Origin of the sequence: Sphingosinicella flava (assembly GCF_016025255.1) — a bacterium.
In the GTDB taxonomy this organism is placed as follows: domain Bacteria; phylum Pseudomonadota; class Alphaproteobacteria; order Sphingomonadales; family Sphingomonadaceae; genus Allosphingosinicella; species Allosphingosinicella flava.
Map to the genome: position 1 here is coordinate 1,943,660 of NZ_CP065592.1, position 14,687 is coordinate 1,958,346.

14 protein-coding genes are annotated in these 14,687 nt (G+C 65.1%); 5 read left to right on the top strand and 9 right to left on the bottom strand.

Features of this window, described 5'->3' with window-relative positions; genetic code table 11:
* The first annotated feature begins 11 nt into the window (after window positions 1-11).
* On the top strand, window positions 12-467 hold the full coding sequence (locus IC614_RS09985; protein ID WP_200971230.1) for a hypothetical protein: 456 nt from the start codon (window positions 12-14) through the stop codon (window positions 465-467).
* Here the strand turns inward: IC614_RS09985 and IC614_RS09990 are convergent.
* Entirely contained in the window at window positions 464-2,290 is a 1,827-nt protein-coding gene (locus IC614_RS09990; protein ID WP_200971232.1) for a DUF885 domain-containing protein, read from the bottom strand. The genes IC614_RS09985 and IC614_RS09990 overlap by 4 nt on opposite strands.
* An 85-nt stretch (window positions 2,291-2,375) precedes the next feature.
* Between IC614_RS09990 and IC614_RS09995 the strand changes: the two genes are divergently transcribed.
* The 3 genes from IC614_RS09995 to IC614_RS10005 all read left to right on the top strand — a co-directional run bounded on the left by IC614_RS09995 (window position 2,376) and on the right by IC614_RS10005 (window position 7,022).
* Complete coding sequence (locus tag IC614_RS09995; RefSeq protein WP_200971234.1) at window positions 2,376-3,404, top strand: quinone-dependent dihydroorotate dehydrogenase; 1,029 nt, start codon at window positions 2,376-2,378, stop codon at window positions 3,402-3,404.
* A gap of 102 nt (window positions 3,405-3,506) precedes the next feature.
* Window positions 3,507-5,174, top strand: a complete 1,668-nt coding sequence (gene ggt, locus IC614_RS10000) for a gamma-glutamyltransferase (protein WP_200973192.1) — start codon at window positions 3,507-3,509, stop codon at window positions 5,172-5,174.
* Window positions 5,175-5,234: 60 nt separating this feature from the next.
* Window positions 5,235-7,022, top strand: coding sequence for an AMP-dependent synthetase/ligase (locus IC614_RS10005; RefSeq protein WP_200971236.1), 1,788 nt, complete (start codon window positions 5,235-5,237; stop codon window positions 7,020-7,022).
* Between the two features lie 48 nt (window positions 7,023-7,070).
* Here IC614_RS10005 and IC614_RS10010 read toward each other — a convergent pair whose 3' ends face one another.
* Genes IC614_RS10010 through IC614_RS10020 form a run of 3 tightly spaced genes read right to left on the bottom strand, consistent with a single transcriptional unit; the run spans window position 7,071 to window position 8,622 of the window.
* Window positions 7,071-7,472 (bottom strand): hypothetical protein, encoded by a 402-nt coding sequence (locus IC614_RS10010; protein ID WP_200971238.1) that lies wholly within the window; start codon window positions 7,470-7,472, stop codon window positions 7,071-7,073.
* Between the two features lie 14 nt (window positions 7,473-7,486).
* Complete coding sequence (gloB, locus tag IC614_RS10015; RefSeq protein WP_200971240.1) at window positions 7,487-8,215, bottom strand: hydroxyacylglutathione hydrolase; 729 nt, start codon at window positions 8,213-8,215, stop codon at window positions 7,487-7,489.
* On the bottom strand, window positions 8,209-8,622 hold the full coding sequence (locus tag IC614_RS10020; RefSeq protein ID WP_200971242.1) for a VOC family protein: 414 nt from the start codon (window positions 8,620-8,622) through the stop codon (window positions 8,209-8,211). Before IC614_RS10020 ends, gloB begins: the two co-directional genes overlap by 7 nt.
* Before the next feature lie 89 nt (window positions 8,623-8,711).
* Here IC614_RS10020 and IC614_RS10025 point away from each other — a divergent pair, with 89 nt between their 5' ends.
* Complete coding sequence (locus IC614_RS10025) at window positions 8,712-9,419, top strand: SIMPL domain-containing protein (protein ID WP_200971244.1); 708 nt, start codon at window positions 8,712-8,714, stop codon at window positions 9,417-9,419.
* Here IC614_RS10025 and IC614_RS10030 read toward each other — a convergent pair.
* The 5 genes from IC614_RS10030 to IC614_RS10050 all read right to left on the bottom strand — a co-directional run bounded on the left by IC614_RS10030 (window position 9,407) and on the right by IC614_RS10050 (window position 14,580).
* Window positions 9,407-10,153, bottom strand: coding sequence for a tetratricopeptide repeat protein (locus IC614_RS10030; RefSeq protein ID WP_200971246.1), 747 nt, complete (start codon window positions 10,151-10,153; stop codon window positions 9,407-9,409). The genes IC614_RS10025 and IC614_RS10030 overlap by 13 nt on opposite strands.
* Window positions 10,150-10,887, bottom strand: a complete 738-nt coding sequence (locus IC614_RS10035; protein ID WP_200971248.1) for an alpha/beta hydrolase — start codon at window positions 10,885-10,887, stop codon at window positions 10,150-10,152. The genes IC614_RS10030 and IC614_RS10035 overlap by 4 nt, the downstream gene beginning before the upstream one ends.
* Window positions 10,888-10,996: 109 nt before the next feature.
* Window positions 10,997-12,313, bottom strand: coding sequence for a dicarboxylate/amino acid:cation symporter (locus IC614_RS10040; RefSeq protein ID WP_200971249.1), 1,317 nt, complete (start codon window positions 12,311-12,313; stop codon window positions 10,997-10,999).
* A 97-nt stretch (window positions 12,314-12,410) separates the two neighbouring features.
* Window positions 12,411-13,472, bottom strand: coding sequence for a M48 family metallopeptidase (locus tag IC614_RS10045; protein ID WP_200971251.1), 1,062 nt, complete (start codon window positions 13,470-13,472; stop codon window positions 12,411-12,413).
* Window position 13,473: 1 nt separating this feature from the next.
* Window positions 13,474-14,580 (bottom strand): YjgN family protein, encoded by a 1,107-nt coding sequence (locus tag IC614_RS10050; protein ID WP_200971253.1) that lies wholly within the window; start codon window positions 14,578-14,580, stop codon window positions 13,474-13,476.
* Between the last annotated feature and the right edge of the window lie 107 nt (window positions 14,581-14,687).

Consider the following 14,687-nt stretch of genomic DNA (forward strand, 5'->3'; position numbering starts at 1 on the left):
ATGAGCCCCCCATGCGCTATTTCCTCGACACCGAATATAACGGCACGGGCGGCGAATTGATCAGCCTCGCTCTCGTGCCGGAGAATGGGGGCGAGGAATTGTATCTCGTCCTGCCGCTGCCGGAGACGGTGCATGAGTGGGTGGAGCGCCACGTCGTCCCCTATCTCGACATGATTCCCGACGATTTCCCCGGCGGGCGCACCACGCGGGAATCGGCTCCGCATGAGGTGGCACGCTATTTGGCCCACGATCACGACACGCTGATCGTCGCGGATTGGCCGGAGGATATCGCGCTTTTCTGCCAGCTCCTCGTCACCGGGCCCGGCGACATCGCGGACGTCTATCATTTGAAGTTCGAGCTGCTGCGCACTCCCGGCTTCAGCACCGCGCGGAACAGCAAGGTGCCCCACAATGCCCTGCACGATGCGCGGGCATTGCGGGATTTCGTTCTGGACTGGGAGGGCTAGGCCGCTTTCTTCCGCGCGATCCACTGGTCGACATTCCGTTCCAGAAGGTCGAGCGGGACCGGGCCGGAGAGCAGGACGGCGTCGTGGAATTCCTTGATGTCGAACTTGTCGCCCAAAGCCTGCTGCGCGCGGGTGCGCAATTCTTCGATCTTCAATTTGCCGACCATATAGGCCGTCGCCTGGCCCGGATAGACGATGTAGCGTTCGATCGCCTTGACGATGCCGCCCTTGGCGTCGGCGCTATTGTCCTCGACATATTTGATCGCCTGTTCGCGGGTCCAGCGTTTGTGGTGGATGCCGGAATCGACGACGAGGCGGATGGCGCGGTGCAGCTCCAGCTGCAAGCGGCCGAAATCGCTATAGGGATCCTTATACTGACCCATGTCCTTGCCGAGCCGCTCGGCATAAAGGCCCCAGCCTTCGGAATAAGCAGTGAAGCCGCCGAACCGGCGGAAGGGCGGCACGCTGTCGCCAAGCTCCGTCTGCACGGCGAGCTGGAGGTGGTGGCCCGGAATGCCTTCGTGATAGAAGAGCGCCTCGATCTCGGTCCACGGCATGTCGGCCATGTTGTAGAGGTTGACGTAATAGATGCCGGGGCGCGAGCCGTCCGGCGCCGGTCTGTCGTAAAAGGCTTTGCCCGCCGATTTCTCGCGGAACGGCTCGACCCGCTTCACCTGCAACGAGGATTTGGGCGTGGTGCCAAAATAGCCGGGAAGCAGCTTTTCCATCTCCGTGTTGAAGGTTTGCGTCTTGTCCAGATATTGCTGGCGCCCGGCATCGGTGTTCGGGAAATAGAATTGCGGATCGGTCCGCATCTTTTCGAAAAATTGCTGCAAGGTGCCGGTGAAGCCGACTTGGCGCATGATCCCGCGCATCTCGTTGTGGATGCGGTCGACCTGGTCGAGGCCGAGCTGGTGAATTTGATCGGCATTGAGGTTGGTGGTGGTGTAGGAGCGCAGCAGCGCCGCATATTGCCCGGCGCCGTCCTTGAACCGCCAGATGCCATCGTCGGTCCCGGCCTGCTTCTCCTGCTCCTGCATCAGCGCGATGAGGCGTTCGTAAGCGGGCTTCACGTCTTCGACGAGCGCCTTGCGCGCCTCCTCGATCAGGCGCGCCTTTTCGCCCTCCGCGATGGCGAGCTTGCCGACCTTCGTCTTGAAGTCGGCGAAGACGTCATTGTCCGCGCCAGTGTCGAAGGGCGCGCCGGAGATGACGTTCCGCGCGTCGCTGATCACATAAGGGAAGACCCATTTGGGCGGCAGCACGCCGAGCGCCGCCCGCTCCTTCGCCTCCGCCATGGCCTGATCGAGATAGGTGTCCAGCGTCCTGAGGCGCGATACATAGGCCTCGGCCTCGGCGAGATTGTCGACGCGGTGGATGTTGATGAGGAAGGCGGGGCCTTCGCTTTGCGCGCCGTTCATCTGGTCGAAGACATAGCCATAGTCGCGATAGGGCCAGAGCGACTCGCTCCGCGCGATGCGGTTTTCGAAAATATCGACGCTCAGCTGATCCTCGGGCGACAGCGAAGCGCGTGGAAAGCGGGCGCGCAGGTCGGCAAGGGTCTTGAGGTCGAGCGCGCGGCTTCGTTCATCGGCGGCGGCGCCGATCTCGTCCCACTTGCCATAATCGCCGTCGCGGATCGCGCGATAGGATTTGGAAATGGGCGACAAAGCGAGCTGGGCCTGATCGTACGCTTCGAAGAGAGCGGCGAGACCGGCATTTTTCGCGGGCGCAGCGGCCGGAGCCGGGGCTTGAGGCGCCGCTGCGGCGATGGCGGGGGCCGAGAGAAGTAGCGTGGAAGCGAGAAGCAGGGAACGCAGCATTATAGTCTCCGCAAGGAATAGATGCCGCACCGTAACGGCTTCGCGGCTTTTGACCAGTGCATCCATGACTGCCATAGGCGGGGGCATGGCGCTTTATCCGCTGATCCGTCCCTTGCTGTTCCGCCTCGACGCCGAGCGGGCGCACGGCCTCACCATCGCCGCGTTGAAGAGGCTGCGGCCTGGAGTGCCGGACGAGGATCCGGTTCTGGCTACCGATGTCGCGGGGCTGCATTTTCCCAACCCCGTCGGCCTCGCGCCGGGTTTCGACAAGAATGCCGAGGTGTTCGGCCAGGCGCTGCGTCTCGGCTTCGGCTTCGCGGAAGTCGGCACGCTGACCCCGCGCGCGCAGGGCGGCAATCCGAGGCCGCGCCTGTTCCGGCTGGTCGAGGATCGGGCGGTGATCAACCGGATGGGCTTCAACAATGCTGGACTGGACGCGGCCAAGAAGCGGCTTGCCGGGCGCGGGCCCGGGATCGTCGGCGTCAATATCGGAGCGAACAAGGACAGCGCCGACCGGATCGCCGATTATGCCCGGGGTGCACGGGAGATGGCGCCGTTCGCCAGCTACCTGACCGTCAATATCTCCTCCCCCAACACGCCGGGGCTGCGCGCGTTGCAGGACAAAGGCGCGCTCGACGAATTGCTCGCGGCGGTTGCGGAGGCGCGGGGAGCAGGCGGGCCGCCGGTCTTCCTGAAGCTCGCGCCCGACCTGCGCAGGAGCGAGATCGGCGACATCGTGGCGGTCGCGACCGCGCGGAAGATGGACGCGCTGATCGTTTCCAACACTACGCTCGCGCGGCCGCATCTCCATTCGCTCCACTGCCGGGAGCAAGGCGGACTGTCGGGCGCCCCGCTGAAGTGCATCGCGCTGGAGGCCTTGCGCGATTTTCGCAGCGCGGCCGGCGGCGCGATTCCGCTGATCGCGGCAGGCGGGATCGAGAGCGGGGCCGACGCCTATGCCCGCATCCGCGCCGGGGCGAGCCTGGTGCAAATCTATTCGGCCATGGTTTATGAAGGGCCCGGGCTCGCGCGGCGGATTGTGCGGGAGCTGCGTGCCCTAGTGCGGCGCGACGGTTTCGCGACGCTCGCCGAGGCTGTGGGCGCGGACGCTTAATCCAGCTTCTTGTGCTCCTGCGAAAGCAGGAGCCCAGCGGTGCGGCATGAACGACTAGGCTCCTGCTTTCGCAGGAGCACATTTGGCCTTATGTCACGCGCTATGCTGAACCGCTTCCTCCTGCTCTTCGCCCTTTTCGTCATGCCGGTGGCAACCAGCGCGCAGGGCGTCGTTTCCTCGGCCGATTCGCGCGCGACGGCGGCGGGGCAGCAGATCCTGCGCGACGGGGGCAGCGCCGCCGACGCCGCCATGGCGATGATGCTGGCGCTGACCGTGGTGGAGCCGCAATCCTCCGGCATCGGCGGCGGCGGATTCCTGATCCATCACGATGCCGCGACCGGGCGGACGCAGACGATCGACGGGCGGGAGAAAGCGCCTGCCGCCGCGACACCGGAGCGTTTCTTGGGCGCGGACGGCAAGCCGCGTCCATTCATGCAGGTCGTGCCCGGCGGCCTGTCGGTCGGCGTGCCCGGCAATATCGCCCTGATGGCGCAGACCCACGCCAAATGGGGCAGGCTGCCCTGGGCGCGCCTGTTCGATCCGGCGATCAAGCTGGCGGAAGATGGTTTCGCGGTCAGCAAGTCGACGGCGGGCTATCTCGCCATGGTCGCGCCGACGTGGAAGGATTTCCCGGAAAGCCAGGCGATTTATTGGAGGGACGGCAAGCCGCTCGCGGCCGGCGAAACGGTCAGGAACCCGGCGCTCGCCGCGACCCTGCGCCGGATCGCCGCCGAGGGGCCGGATGGTTTTTACAAAGGGCCTGTAGCGGACGCCATTGTTAACGCCGTGCAGGGATCGAAGCGCAATGCGGCGGACATGACGCGCGCCGACCTTGCCGCTTATGAGGCGAAGGAGCGGCCGCCGGTCTGCATGGCCTATCGCGCCTATAAGGTCTGCGGCATGGGCCCGCCCTCGTCCGGCGCGACGACGGTGCTGGGAATATTGGGAATGCTCGAGCGGTTCGACATGAAGGCCATGGGCAAGGACGATCCGCGCGCCTGGCACTTGATCGCCGAGGCGATGAAGCTCGCTTATGCCGACCGCGACACCTGGGTGGGCGACCGCGATTTCGTCGACGTTCCGGTCGCCGGGCTGATCGACAAAGCCTATCTCGCGAAACGGTCCGCCGGTATCTCGCCGGCCCGCCCCCTCGGCCGTTACGAGGCGGGCATGCCGCCAGGCGCCGCGCCGCGGACCGCCGCCATGTCCGGCGAGGTGCCGAGCACCACCCATTTCGTCGCGGTCGACGGACGCGGGAACGTCGCGAGCATGACGTCGACCGTCGAGGGCATTTTCGGCAGCCAGCTCGTCGCGGGCGGCTTCATTCTCAACAACGAATTGACCGATTTCAGCTTCGCTCCGGAGAAGGACGGCGCGCCGGTCGCCAACCGGGTGGAGGCGAACAAGCGCCCGCGCTCCTCCATGTCCCCGACCATCGTCTACGACGCGAGCGGCAAGCCGGTGTTGGCGCTGGGATCGGCGGGCGGGCCGCGCATCATCATGCATGTGGCGAAGACGCTGATCGGCTGGATCGACTTCGGTCTTCCGGTGGCGGAGGCGATCGCGCTCCCCAACATCTATTTCGGCGGGGACGCGACCTTGGTGGAAAAGGGCACCTTCCTGGCCGCGATGCAGGGTGAGATGACACGTTATGACGGGCTGGTCACCGCGAGCGATCTCGGTTCGAAGGTCAATGCCGTCGAATATGTGGACGGCGCCTGGCGCGGCGCCGCCGATCCGCGCAGCGAAGGCAATGCCCTTGCCGAGTGACGCCAGAGCGGCATAGGAACGTCACGGACAGACGCGGGAAAGCCGCGCTGGGGGAGAGAGATGCGCCAGCTCGAACATTTCAACAATCTCGTCACCATGTTCTTCACCCGCGCGCGGGAAAAGGGCGATGCGCCTTTTCTGTGGGCGAAGAGGAACGGGACGTGGCAGGCGACGACCTGGGCGACGGCCGCCGCGAGCGTCGCCGCCATCGCGTCGAGCCTGAAGGCATTGGGTTTGCAGCCCGGCGACCGGGTGATGATCGTGTCGGAAAACCGGCCCGAATGGCTGATCGCGGACCTCGCCATCATGGCGGCGGGCTGCGTGTCCGTGCCGACCTACATCACCAACACGACGCGCGATCACCAGCATATCATCGACGATAGCGGCGCGCGGGCGATCTTCGTGTCGAGCGAGAAACTCGCCAAGACCCTGCTCCCCGCCGCCGTTCGTTCAGGCTGCGAGCACATCATCGGCATGGAGCCGATCCGCAACCAGGCGTCGAACCTGCGCTTCCACGATTGGGACGCCCTCGTCGCGGCGGGCAGCGCCGACGTCGCGGCCTGCGCGAAAGCGGCGGAGGCCCTGACCCGCGACGACCTGGCCTGCATCATCTACACATCGGGCACCGGCGGCGCGCCGCGCGGCGTGATGCAGCATCACGGCGCGATCCTCCACAATTGCGAAGGCGCGGCGGAGATCATCTCCGAAGACTTCGGCTGGGACGACGAAGTGTTCCTCTCCTTCCTCCCCGCCAGCCACGCTTATGAACATAGCGGCGGCCAGATGTTCCCGATGGGGCTGGGCGGGCAGATCTATTATGCCGAAAGCCTGGAAAAGCTCGCCGCCAATATCGAGGAGGTGCGTCCCACCATCATGATGGTGCTGCCCCGCCTGTTCGAAGTGCTGCGCGCCCGCATCCTCAAGACGATCGAGAAGCAGGGCAAGGCGACCCAATATCTGCTGAAGCGCGCGATGGAGATCGGCGCCAAGGATTATGCCGGGAAGGTGCCGCTGAAGGACCGGCCGATGGACTTCATTCTCGACCGCACCTTTCGCCCGAAGATCTTCGCCAAGTTCGGCGGGCGGATGAAGGCGATGATTTCGGGCGGCGCCCCCCTCAATCCCGATGTCGGCATCTTCTTCCACTCGATCGGCCTCACCCTGCTTCAAGGCTATGGCCAGACCGAAGCGGGGCCGGTGATCAGCGCGAACCGGCCCAAGGTCGGCCTCAAGATGGACACGGTCGGGCCGCCGGTCAGGAACACGGACGTGCGGATCGCCGAGGATGGCGAAATATTGGTGCGCGGCGAGCTCGTCATGAAAGGCTATTGGCGCAACGAAGCGCATACCGCGTCGACCATTGTCGATGGCTGGCTGCACACGGGCGATGTCGGCCATTTCGACGACAAGGGCCGCATCGTCATCACCGACCGCAAGAAGGACATCATCGTTCTCGACAAGGGCGACAATGTCGCGCCCCAGCGCGTCGAGGGCATGCTGACCCTCCAGCCCGAAATCGCGCAGGCGATGGTGGTCGGCGACCGCCGCCCCTATCTGGTCGGCCTGGTCATGCCGGACGCCGAATGGATGGCCGAATGGGCCAAGGCCAACGGCAAGCCGAACGATTTGGCGACGCTCAGGACCGATCCTGACTTCGTGAAAGCGGTGGGAGCGGCGGTCAACCGGGTGAGCGCGGAGTTGTCGGTGATCGAAAAGGTCAGGAGCTTCATCATTGCCGATGAGCCCTTCACCACCGCGAACGAGCAGATGACGACGACGCTCAAGATCCGGCGGCATGTGCTGAAGGACATTTACGGCCCGCGGCTCGACGCTTTGTACAAGCGGTGAAATTTCCTGTCATCCGGCCTTCGTCGGGTGACGGAAGAGAGCGGCGTCTTACTGAACTGCCTTACGGTAGGGAACGAATTCCCCGAGGCCGCAGCTGCCGTAATGCATGCCGGAGGTGAGATCGACCACGTCGACGATATCGCCCCGGCACAATTGGCCCGTGGTCGATTTCGCCACCAAAGTTCGTCCGGAATCCAGGAACGGGCATCCGGCCGGGGGCCGGTTGACGTAGATCCGGTCCCCCGGGCCTGAAAAGAGGATCGCCGCGCCATTGTCGACGGTGCGATTGCTCCGCAGGTCGCGCTGGCTGACGCAGCTGCGCGGGACTTCGGCCGCGCGTCCGGCCAGTTCGGTGGCCAATTCGGAATCGGTGGCAGCGTTGGGCGGCGCGTCCGGATAGGTCGAGCAAGCGGCGGTAAGAGCGGCGATTGGAATGAGGAGGGCACGCATGGGCAATTCCTTTCCTAACCGGTGAAACGATCCTTTGCCGCGCGCCGTTCCGCAAGCGCATCCGCCGATTTGGCGCGCATGAACGGGTTGGTCGCGCGTTCGAGAGCGATGGTGGTTGGCACCGTCGCTTCGCCCACCGCTCGCGCACGTTCGACATCCGCCATACGCGCCGCAAGCGCCTTGTTGTCCGGCTCCACGCTCAAGGCGAAGCGGCCGTTCGACAACGTATATTCGTGCGCGCAGTAGACGGCCGTTTCCGGCGGCAACTGCGCCAGACGCTGGAGATTGGCGTGCATCTGCTCCGCCGTGCCTTCGAACAAGCGCCCGCAGCCCATGGCGAACAAGGTGTCGCCGACGAAGACGATCCCTTCCGACGGCAAATGATAGGCGATATGTCCGGCGGTATGGGCGGGAACGTCCATCACCTGCGCGCCGATGGCGCCGATAGAAACGGTGTCGCCCTCCCGCACTTGCCGGTCGAGCGTCGGGATGCGATGCGCTTCGGCGGCGGGACCGGTGACCGTGCAGCCCGTCGCGGACTTGATCGCTTCGTTGCCGCCGGTGTGGTCGGGGTGCCAGTGCGTGTTCCAGATCTGGGTGATCCGCCAGCCGCGCGCCGCCGCTTCCTCCATAACCGGATCGGCAACGGCGGGATCGATGACCACCGTTTCTCCGGACACCGGATCGTGCATTAGCCAGATATAATTGTCCGACAGGGCTGGAATGCGGACGATGTCTACCATGTGCCGGTATTCGGCATCGACGCCCACGGCTCGGCGGGCTCAAGATAGCCGTCCTGCAGCAATTCGATCGAGATGTTGTCGGGCGTGCGGACGAAAGCCATGTGCCCGTCGCGCGGCGGGCGGTTGATCGTGTAGCCCGCGTCCATCAGCCGCTGGCAGGTGTCGTAGATATTTTCAACCCGGTAGGCGAGGTGGCCGAAGTTGCGGCCGCCGTCATAGCCTTGCTCGTCCCAATTGTGGGTGAGCTCGACCTGCGCCTGTTCGTCCCCGGGCGCGGCGAGGAAGATCAGGGTGTAACGCGCCTTTTCATTCTCCATCCGGCGCACTTCCTTGAGGCCCAGAAGCTCGAAGAAGCGGATCGTCGCCTGGGGATCGGACACGCGAATCATGGTGTGCAGATATTTCATATTGGCTCCGGAACGTTCAGCTGCGCGAAAGCGGGTCGATGCTGTATATGGGGGATGAACGACCGGGTTCCAGCAGGGAAGGAGCTTGCATGACTCAGGATCGCAGTACGGCATTGATCGCCGCGGCTCTTCTGGCTCTCGGCATCGTGCTCGGCGGATATCTGCTGGGCGATGGGCTCAGGCGCTCGCGCCTCGCCGACCGGTCGGTGACGATGCGGGGTCTCGCCGAGCGCGACGTCACTGCCGATCTCGCGACTTGGACCATATCCTATTCCGCGCAGGGAACCGATCTCGCCGCCGTCCAGGCCGCGAGCGACCAGGACACGCGCATCATCGCCGATTTCTTCCGCCGTTCCGGTTTCAAGGATAATGAGATCAGCACGGCCAGCGTCGGGGTCAGCCAGTATTTCGACAATGACCGGGGCGAGAACCGCATCACCGTCACCCGCAGCCTTCAACTCCGCACCAATGACGTCATGAAAGCGCGCGCCGCTTATGCGCGGCAGGCCGACCTGATCCGCGCAGGCGTGGCGGTGCAGGAAGGATCGGGCATGGTGTACAGCTTCACCAAATTGAATGACGTCAAGCCCGCGATGATCGCGGAATCGACCAAGGACGCCCGCCGCGCCGCCGAGCAGTTCGCCAAGGATTCCGGCGCGGAGGTCGGCGCCATCAAGCAAGCGACGCAGGGTTATTTTTCGGTCGGCGCCCGCGATGGCGACGAAAGCGAAAGCGGCGGCGGCTCGCCTTTCCAGAAGGTGAGGGTCGTCACGACCATCGACTTCTATCTGGATTGAGGCGGCGCGCCGTCCGCAAGAGCAGCGCTGGCCGCGCGTCCCGCTTCCGAATTGGGATCGGCCTTCGCGGCGCGCTCGTAGAAGCCGCGCGCTTCGTCGGATTTGCCCGCCTTGCCGGCGATGGTTCCGGCCTGCAGCAGCACGTCCGCATCATCGGGTGCGAGCGCCAGCGCCTTGGCGATATCCGCTTCGGCGCGGGACAAGGCATTTTCGCGCAGCGCGAGCGCCGCCGACAGATACCAGGCGAAGGGATCGCCCGGCACCAGTTTCAGGCCTGCATCGATATCGGCTCGCGCGCCGGACATGTCGCCGAGCGCGACGCCCGCCCGGGCGCGGTCGAGATGGATTTCGCCCGTAAGTTCGGGTGCCGTACCTTCGATTTTCAAGGCCGCGTCGAAAGCGGCGCGGGCACGAACGGCGTCGTTCATCGCCAGCCAGGCATTGCCGGATTGCGTCCAGAAATCGGCGGCCGCCGGAGTCTTCGTTCCTTCCGCTTCACGCGCCGCCTGTTCGTAGGCGACGGCGGCATCCTGCCACCGCTCCAGCGCGACATAGGCGAGCCCCAGGCATTGGCGGGCGGGGAGGCCGCCACCCTTCACACGCCAGTCGCTCGCCGTTTCCACCGCCTTGGCGGGCGCGGAGCGGACCTCTGCGAGGCAGTTCTTGTAAGCGCCGTCCGGCGCCGGCACGGCCGCCGTTTGCAGGAGAGCGGCGGTCAGAAGGGAAAGGATCACAGGGCCTCCAGCAGCCCGCTTACCGTCCGGATCAAAAGAGCGATATCCGAGTCCCGGGACAGGCGATGATCGCCATCCTTTATCAGCAGGGTCTGCACGTCGGATGAACGCAGCCGCTCCATGAGATTGAGGGACACCGCCCAAGGCACGTCATCGTCCTTCAAGCCGTGGAGAAGGCGGATCGGACAATCGATCGCGATCGGCGCGTCCAGCACATGCAGCTTCTCACCGCTTTCCCAGAAGGCGCGCGTGGTGAGGATGGGCGGATCGCTATAAGGCGAAGCTTCCTCGATCCGGCCCATGCCGCGGATCGTCGCCTTGTCTCCGTCCGAAAACCCCCAATCGGTGAAATCGGGCGCCGCGGCGATCCCGACGAGGCCCTTGACCAATCCGGGCCGGGCGAGCGCCGCCAGCAGCATCAACCACCCGCCCATCGACGAGCCGACGAGGACGACCGGGCCCTTCGCGATTTCGTCGATCATCAGCAGGGCGTCGTCCCACCAATCGTGCAGCGACTGATCCTCGAACGCGCCGCCGCTTCCTCCGCAACCGCCATAGTCGAAGCGCAGGAAGGCGCGCCCCGTTTCCGCCGCCCAGGCGTCGAGCGCCAGCGCCTTCGTTCCCTCCATGTCCGACATGTAGCCGGGAAGAAAGACGAGCGTCGGGCCCGTCCCCGCCCGATGGCGGTAGGCGAGGCGGCGCTCTTTGGAATCGAGAAATTGCAGATCCGTCATACCTTTTCCCAGTTATTCCCGCGAAAGCGGGAATCCAGAGCGGCGCTGGCGACTGCTCCCACCATCGTCTGGATTCCCGCCTTCGCGGGAATGACGGGGGAGGAGGTCATCAGCGCAGGCTTTCGTCGCCCACCGGCGGCGGCATGTGCGACGGCGCCTTGGGCGGCACGATCTCGGCCGGTTCGAGGGGGTCGAGATGGCCTTCCCACTTGGCGACCACTGCGCTCGCCACCGCATTGCCGACGACATTGGTCGCCGAACGGCCCATGTCGAGGAAATGGTCGACCGCGATGATGAGCAGCAGTCCGGCCTCGGGAATATCGAAGAAGGCGAGGGTCGCGGCGATGATGACGAGGCTGGCGCGCGGCACGCCCGCAATCCCCTTCGACGTCACCATGAGGACGAGGAGCATCGTGATTTCCTGCCCCAGGCTCAAATCGATGCCATAGGCCTGCGCGATGAAGATCGTCGCGAAGGTCATGTACATCATCGACCCGTCGAGGTTGAACGAATAACCGAGCGGCAGCACGAAGCTGGCGATGCGCGGCGGCACGCCGAAACGGTCCAGCGCCTCGAGCGTGCGCGGATAGGCGGCCTCCGACGAGGCGGTCGAGAAAGCGAGGATCAGCGGATCGCGGATGTAGCGGACGAGCAATCTTGTGCGCGGGCCGACGATCAGGAAGCAGACGGCGATCAGCAGCATCCAGAGCAACGCCAGGCCGACATAGAAGCTGCCCATGAAATAGCCGAAGGTGCCGAGGATGGCCGGGCCGCGTTCGGCGATCGTACCCGCGACGGCCGCGAAGACGGCGACCGGCGCCACGCGCATCACATAATCGGTGATCTGCAGCATGACGTGGACCAAAGCCTCGGTCGCCTTGACGATCGGCGCCGCCTTCTCGCCGACGGCGGTCAGCGCCACGCCGACGAAGAGCGAGAAGACGACGATCTGCAGGATCTCGTTCGTCGCCATCGCCTCGATCATCGAAGCGGGGACAAGGTGGGTGATGAAATCCTTGAGGTTGAAGGCGGCGCGTTCGACCCCGCTCGCCGCGCTCGCATCCGGAATCGGGAAGTTGAGGCCGACGCCCGGCTGGAACAGATTGACGAGGATGAGGCCGAGGCTGAGCGAGACGAGGCTGGCGCAGATGAACCAGCCGACCGCGCGGAAGCCGACGCGCCCCAGTGCCGCCGTGTCGCCCATATGCGCGATGCCGGTGACGAGCGTCGCGAAGACGAGCGGCGCGATGATCATCTTGATGAGGCGCAGGAAAAGCGTCGTGACGATGGAGAAATAACCGGCGATGTCCTTGAGCAGCGCCTGGCCTTCCGGCGTTCCGCCGCCGACGCCGGCATTGATCGCCCAGCCGACGATGATGCCGAGCATGAGGCCCGCCAGGATATAATAGGTTAAACGCTTTGCCACCGGCAGCCCCTTGAATATCTTTATGCGGCCAAGAAAGCGATTGCGGGCCGGAGGTCAAGCGCAACGTTCCCCGCCGCAGCGTCCGGCCATGCGCGGCTCAGGATTTTTCGGCCTGGCCTTTGGGTGGCGGCTGGCAAATGTCCTGCAGGGCCAGCCATTCCTCCGCGCTCAGGACAGGCGTGTAATGCCGCCCTTTTTCGACGGCCGCCGCAAAGCGTGCGCGGCGGCTGCCGGGGGCGGGATGGGTCGAAAGATAAGCGAGGGCGTCGGCGGCCCGGCCAAGGCGCGCATCGTCCTTGGCAAGCCGCTCGAAAAAGGCCGCGGTTCCGGCGGGCGAAATGCCGGCGCGGCGCAGGGCGAGGAGCGCCCCCTCGTCCGCCTCGCCTTCCGCATCCCGGCTATAGCCTGTTTCCAGCACGGCCTGGACGTTGCCGCCGGTATTGCCGCCGACCGAAGAGAGGAGCAGGTTGAAGCCGAAATGGCGGATCATCGCCGCGGTGACGTGGCGTTTTTCGACATGCGCCATTTCATGGCCGAGCACACCGGCGACTTCGTCCGGACCCTGCGCCTCGATCAGGAGATCCTTGAAAATGACGATGTTGCCGCCGGGCAGCGCGACGGCGTTCACCATGGAGAGGTCGGCGACGCGCACCTTGTAGCGCCCCGCATCGGGGGAGAGCCGCGCGGCGAGCCTGTCGAGCGCCCGCTGCCCTTCCGGCGTCGCGCACATATTGGCGTCGAGATCGCCGAGCAGCAATGTGCCGAAGCGCTGTTCCCAGGCAAACGGCACCATCGGCGCGAGGAGGTCCGGCAGGCGGTTGGCAAGAAACAGGACCGCCGCCGAGACGGCAAGACCGGCGGCCAGCGCCCTGGGCAGGCCGATCCGGTCGATCCAGCCGCCATAGACGCGCAATGCGGGGAGGTGCGCGGCGAGGGCCGGATCGATGGGCTTTGCAAGGCCCAGGCGCCAGCCCGGACGGCCATCCAGCCCATAGACATCGGCATCGGCCCGGCTCTCAATCGCGCGAAGGGCCGACGGATCGAGGGCCTCGGCATCACCGGTATCGGTGAGGACGAGCCGCCAGCCATGGCCGCTTTCCTCCAGCCGCGCAGCACGGCGGACGGCGACCCGACCGTCGTAGAGCCAGCCGTCCTGCATCCTAGAAGGAGCCGAAATCGAAGGCGTCGGCCAGGCCCTCCGCATCGCCCGGCGCCTGCATGGCCGACTGGCTCAGAAGGTCGAGGTCGATCAGGCCGTAAGCCTCCATATGCCGGACGAGAAAGCTGTAATTGCGGTAGGACAGGAACATGATGCCGACCCCCAAGGTCACGATCACCAGGCCGATATTGCCGAGAATCAGCTTCACCCAATCCCAGGTGCGGGCGTTGAAATGGAAGTCGATGCCCGCGACCGACGTTGCTCCCGCACATATCCGGTAGAGAAGGGCATAATAAGCGAGGCCGAGGATCAGGAAGAGGACGTAGGTGAGGACGAAGGCCGGGATCATCAGCATGAGAAGGCCAAGCACGGCGGACTCCGGCGAACCCTCCAGCGCCGCCGTTCCCGCGACCAGGCCTCCGGCGATCGTCAGCACGAGAAAGACGCCGAGCGGCAGGAAATAGACGAGCATCCAGCGCTTCATCAGCGGCTCGAAGAGGGCGTCGGCCGTAAAGGGGTGCGAGCCAAAGCTCATCCGGTTCCAGCGTGCGTTCCACAAGCTCGCCATCGACCAGGGCAGCAGCAGGCCCATCGCCGCGATGCCGACGCCGTAACGCCACATCGCGGACAATCCGTAACGCCAACCCGGATCGGCGCTGCCGCCGCGTATGCCGTGCCAATAGGTGCGGCTCAGCTGATAGCGGAGCGCCCGAAAACGGGCGACGTTGAAGAGGTAGAGCAGGCCGATATAGATGAAGGCGGTGATCGCACCGCCCAGCAGCCATTCGCCGCGCAGGACCATCGCCTCCACGAAGACATTCAGGACCAGGATGCCGGGCAGGAAGGCGGCCATCACGATCAGGAAGCCGACGAACATTTCCTTGCCGGTGCCGGTCCATTCGAAAGTGTCGTCGATGAAGCGGGTGCGGCTCCACAAATAGCGCCGCTCCCGCGCCTTGGCCCAGAAACGGTAGATGCCGAGCGTGACGATCGTCAGCGCCAGATTGGTGAGCGCGATCGGCAGGAATTCCCGCCAGGTGCCCGTGAACGCGAAGCTCGAAACGGGGCGGTCGCTCGCGGCGTCGATTTGCCCTTCGGCGCTGTTCATTCCTCATCCCCCCAAATGGTCCGGGCAGCCTGATCCGCATCGGCGGCGATGGCAAGAGCTTCCTTGACAGCGTTCCGCCCCCATTTATGGCAGGGCCATTCCCTTTT

Bases quoted from the DNA above. Each gene is read 5' to 3' on its own strand.
- IC614_RS10025 (WP_200971244.1), top strand. From the start codon at position 8,712: ATGACTCAGGATCGCAGTACGGCATTGATCGCCGCGGCTCTTCTGGCT.
- IC614_RS09985 (WP_200971230.1), top strand. From the start codon at position 12: ATGCGCTATTTCCTCGACACCGAATATAACGGCACGGGCGGCGAATTG.
- IC614_RS09995 (WP_200971234.1), top strand. From the start codon at position 2,376: ATGGCGCTTTATCCGCTGATCCGTCCCTTGCTGTTCCGCCTCGACGCC.
- IC614_RS10005 (WP_200971236.1), top strand. From the start codon at position 5,235: ATGCGCCAGCTCGAACATTTCAACAATCTCGTCACCATGTTCTTCACC.
- IC614_RS10010 (WP_200971238.1), bottom strand. From the start codon at position 7,472: ATGCGTGCCCTCCTCATTCCAATCGCCGCTCTTACCGCCGCTTGCTCG.
- ggt (WP_200973192.1), top strand. From the start codon at position 3,507: ATGCTGAACCGCTTCCTCCTGCTCTTCGCCCTTTTCGTCATGCCGGTG.
- IC614_RS10035 (WP_200971248.1), bottom strand. From the start codon at position 10,887: ATGACGGATCTGCAATTTCTCGATTCCAAAGAGCGCCGCCTCGCCTAC.
- IC614_RS10020 (WP_200971242.1), bottom strand. From the start codon at position 8,622: ATGAAATATCTGCACACCATGATTCGCGTGTCCGATCCCCAGGCGACG.
- IC614_RS10045 (WP_200971251.1), bottom strand. From the start codon at position 13,472: ATGCAGGACGGCTGGCTCTACGACGGTCGGGTCGCCGTCCGCCGTGCT.
- IC614_RS10050 (WP_200971253.1), bottom strand. From the start codon at position 14,580: ATGAACAGCGCCGAAGGGCAAATCGACGCCGCGAGCGACCGCCCCGTT.
- gloB (WP_200971240.1), bottom strand. From the start codon at position 8,215: ATGGTAGACATCGTCCGCATTCCAGCCCTGTCGGACAATTATATCTGG.
- IC614_RS09990 (WP_200971232.1), bottom strand. From the start codon at position 2,290: ATGCTGCGTTCCCTGCTTCTCGCTTCCACGCTACTTCTCTCGGCCCCC.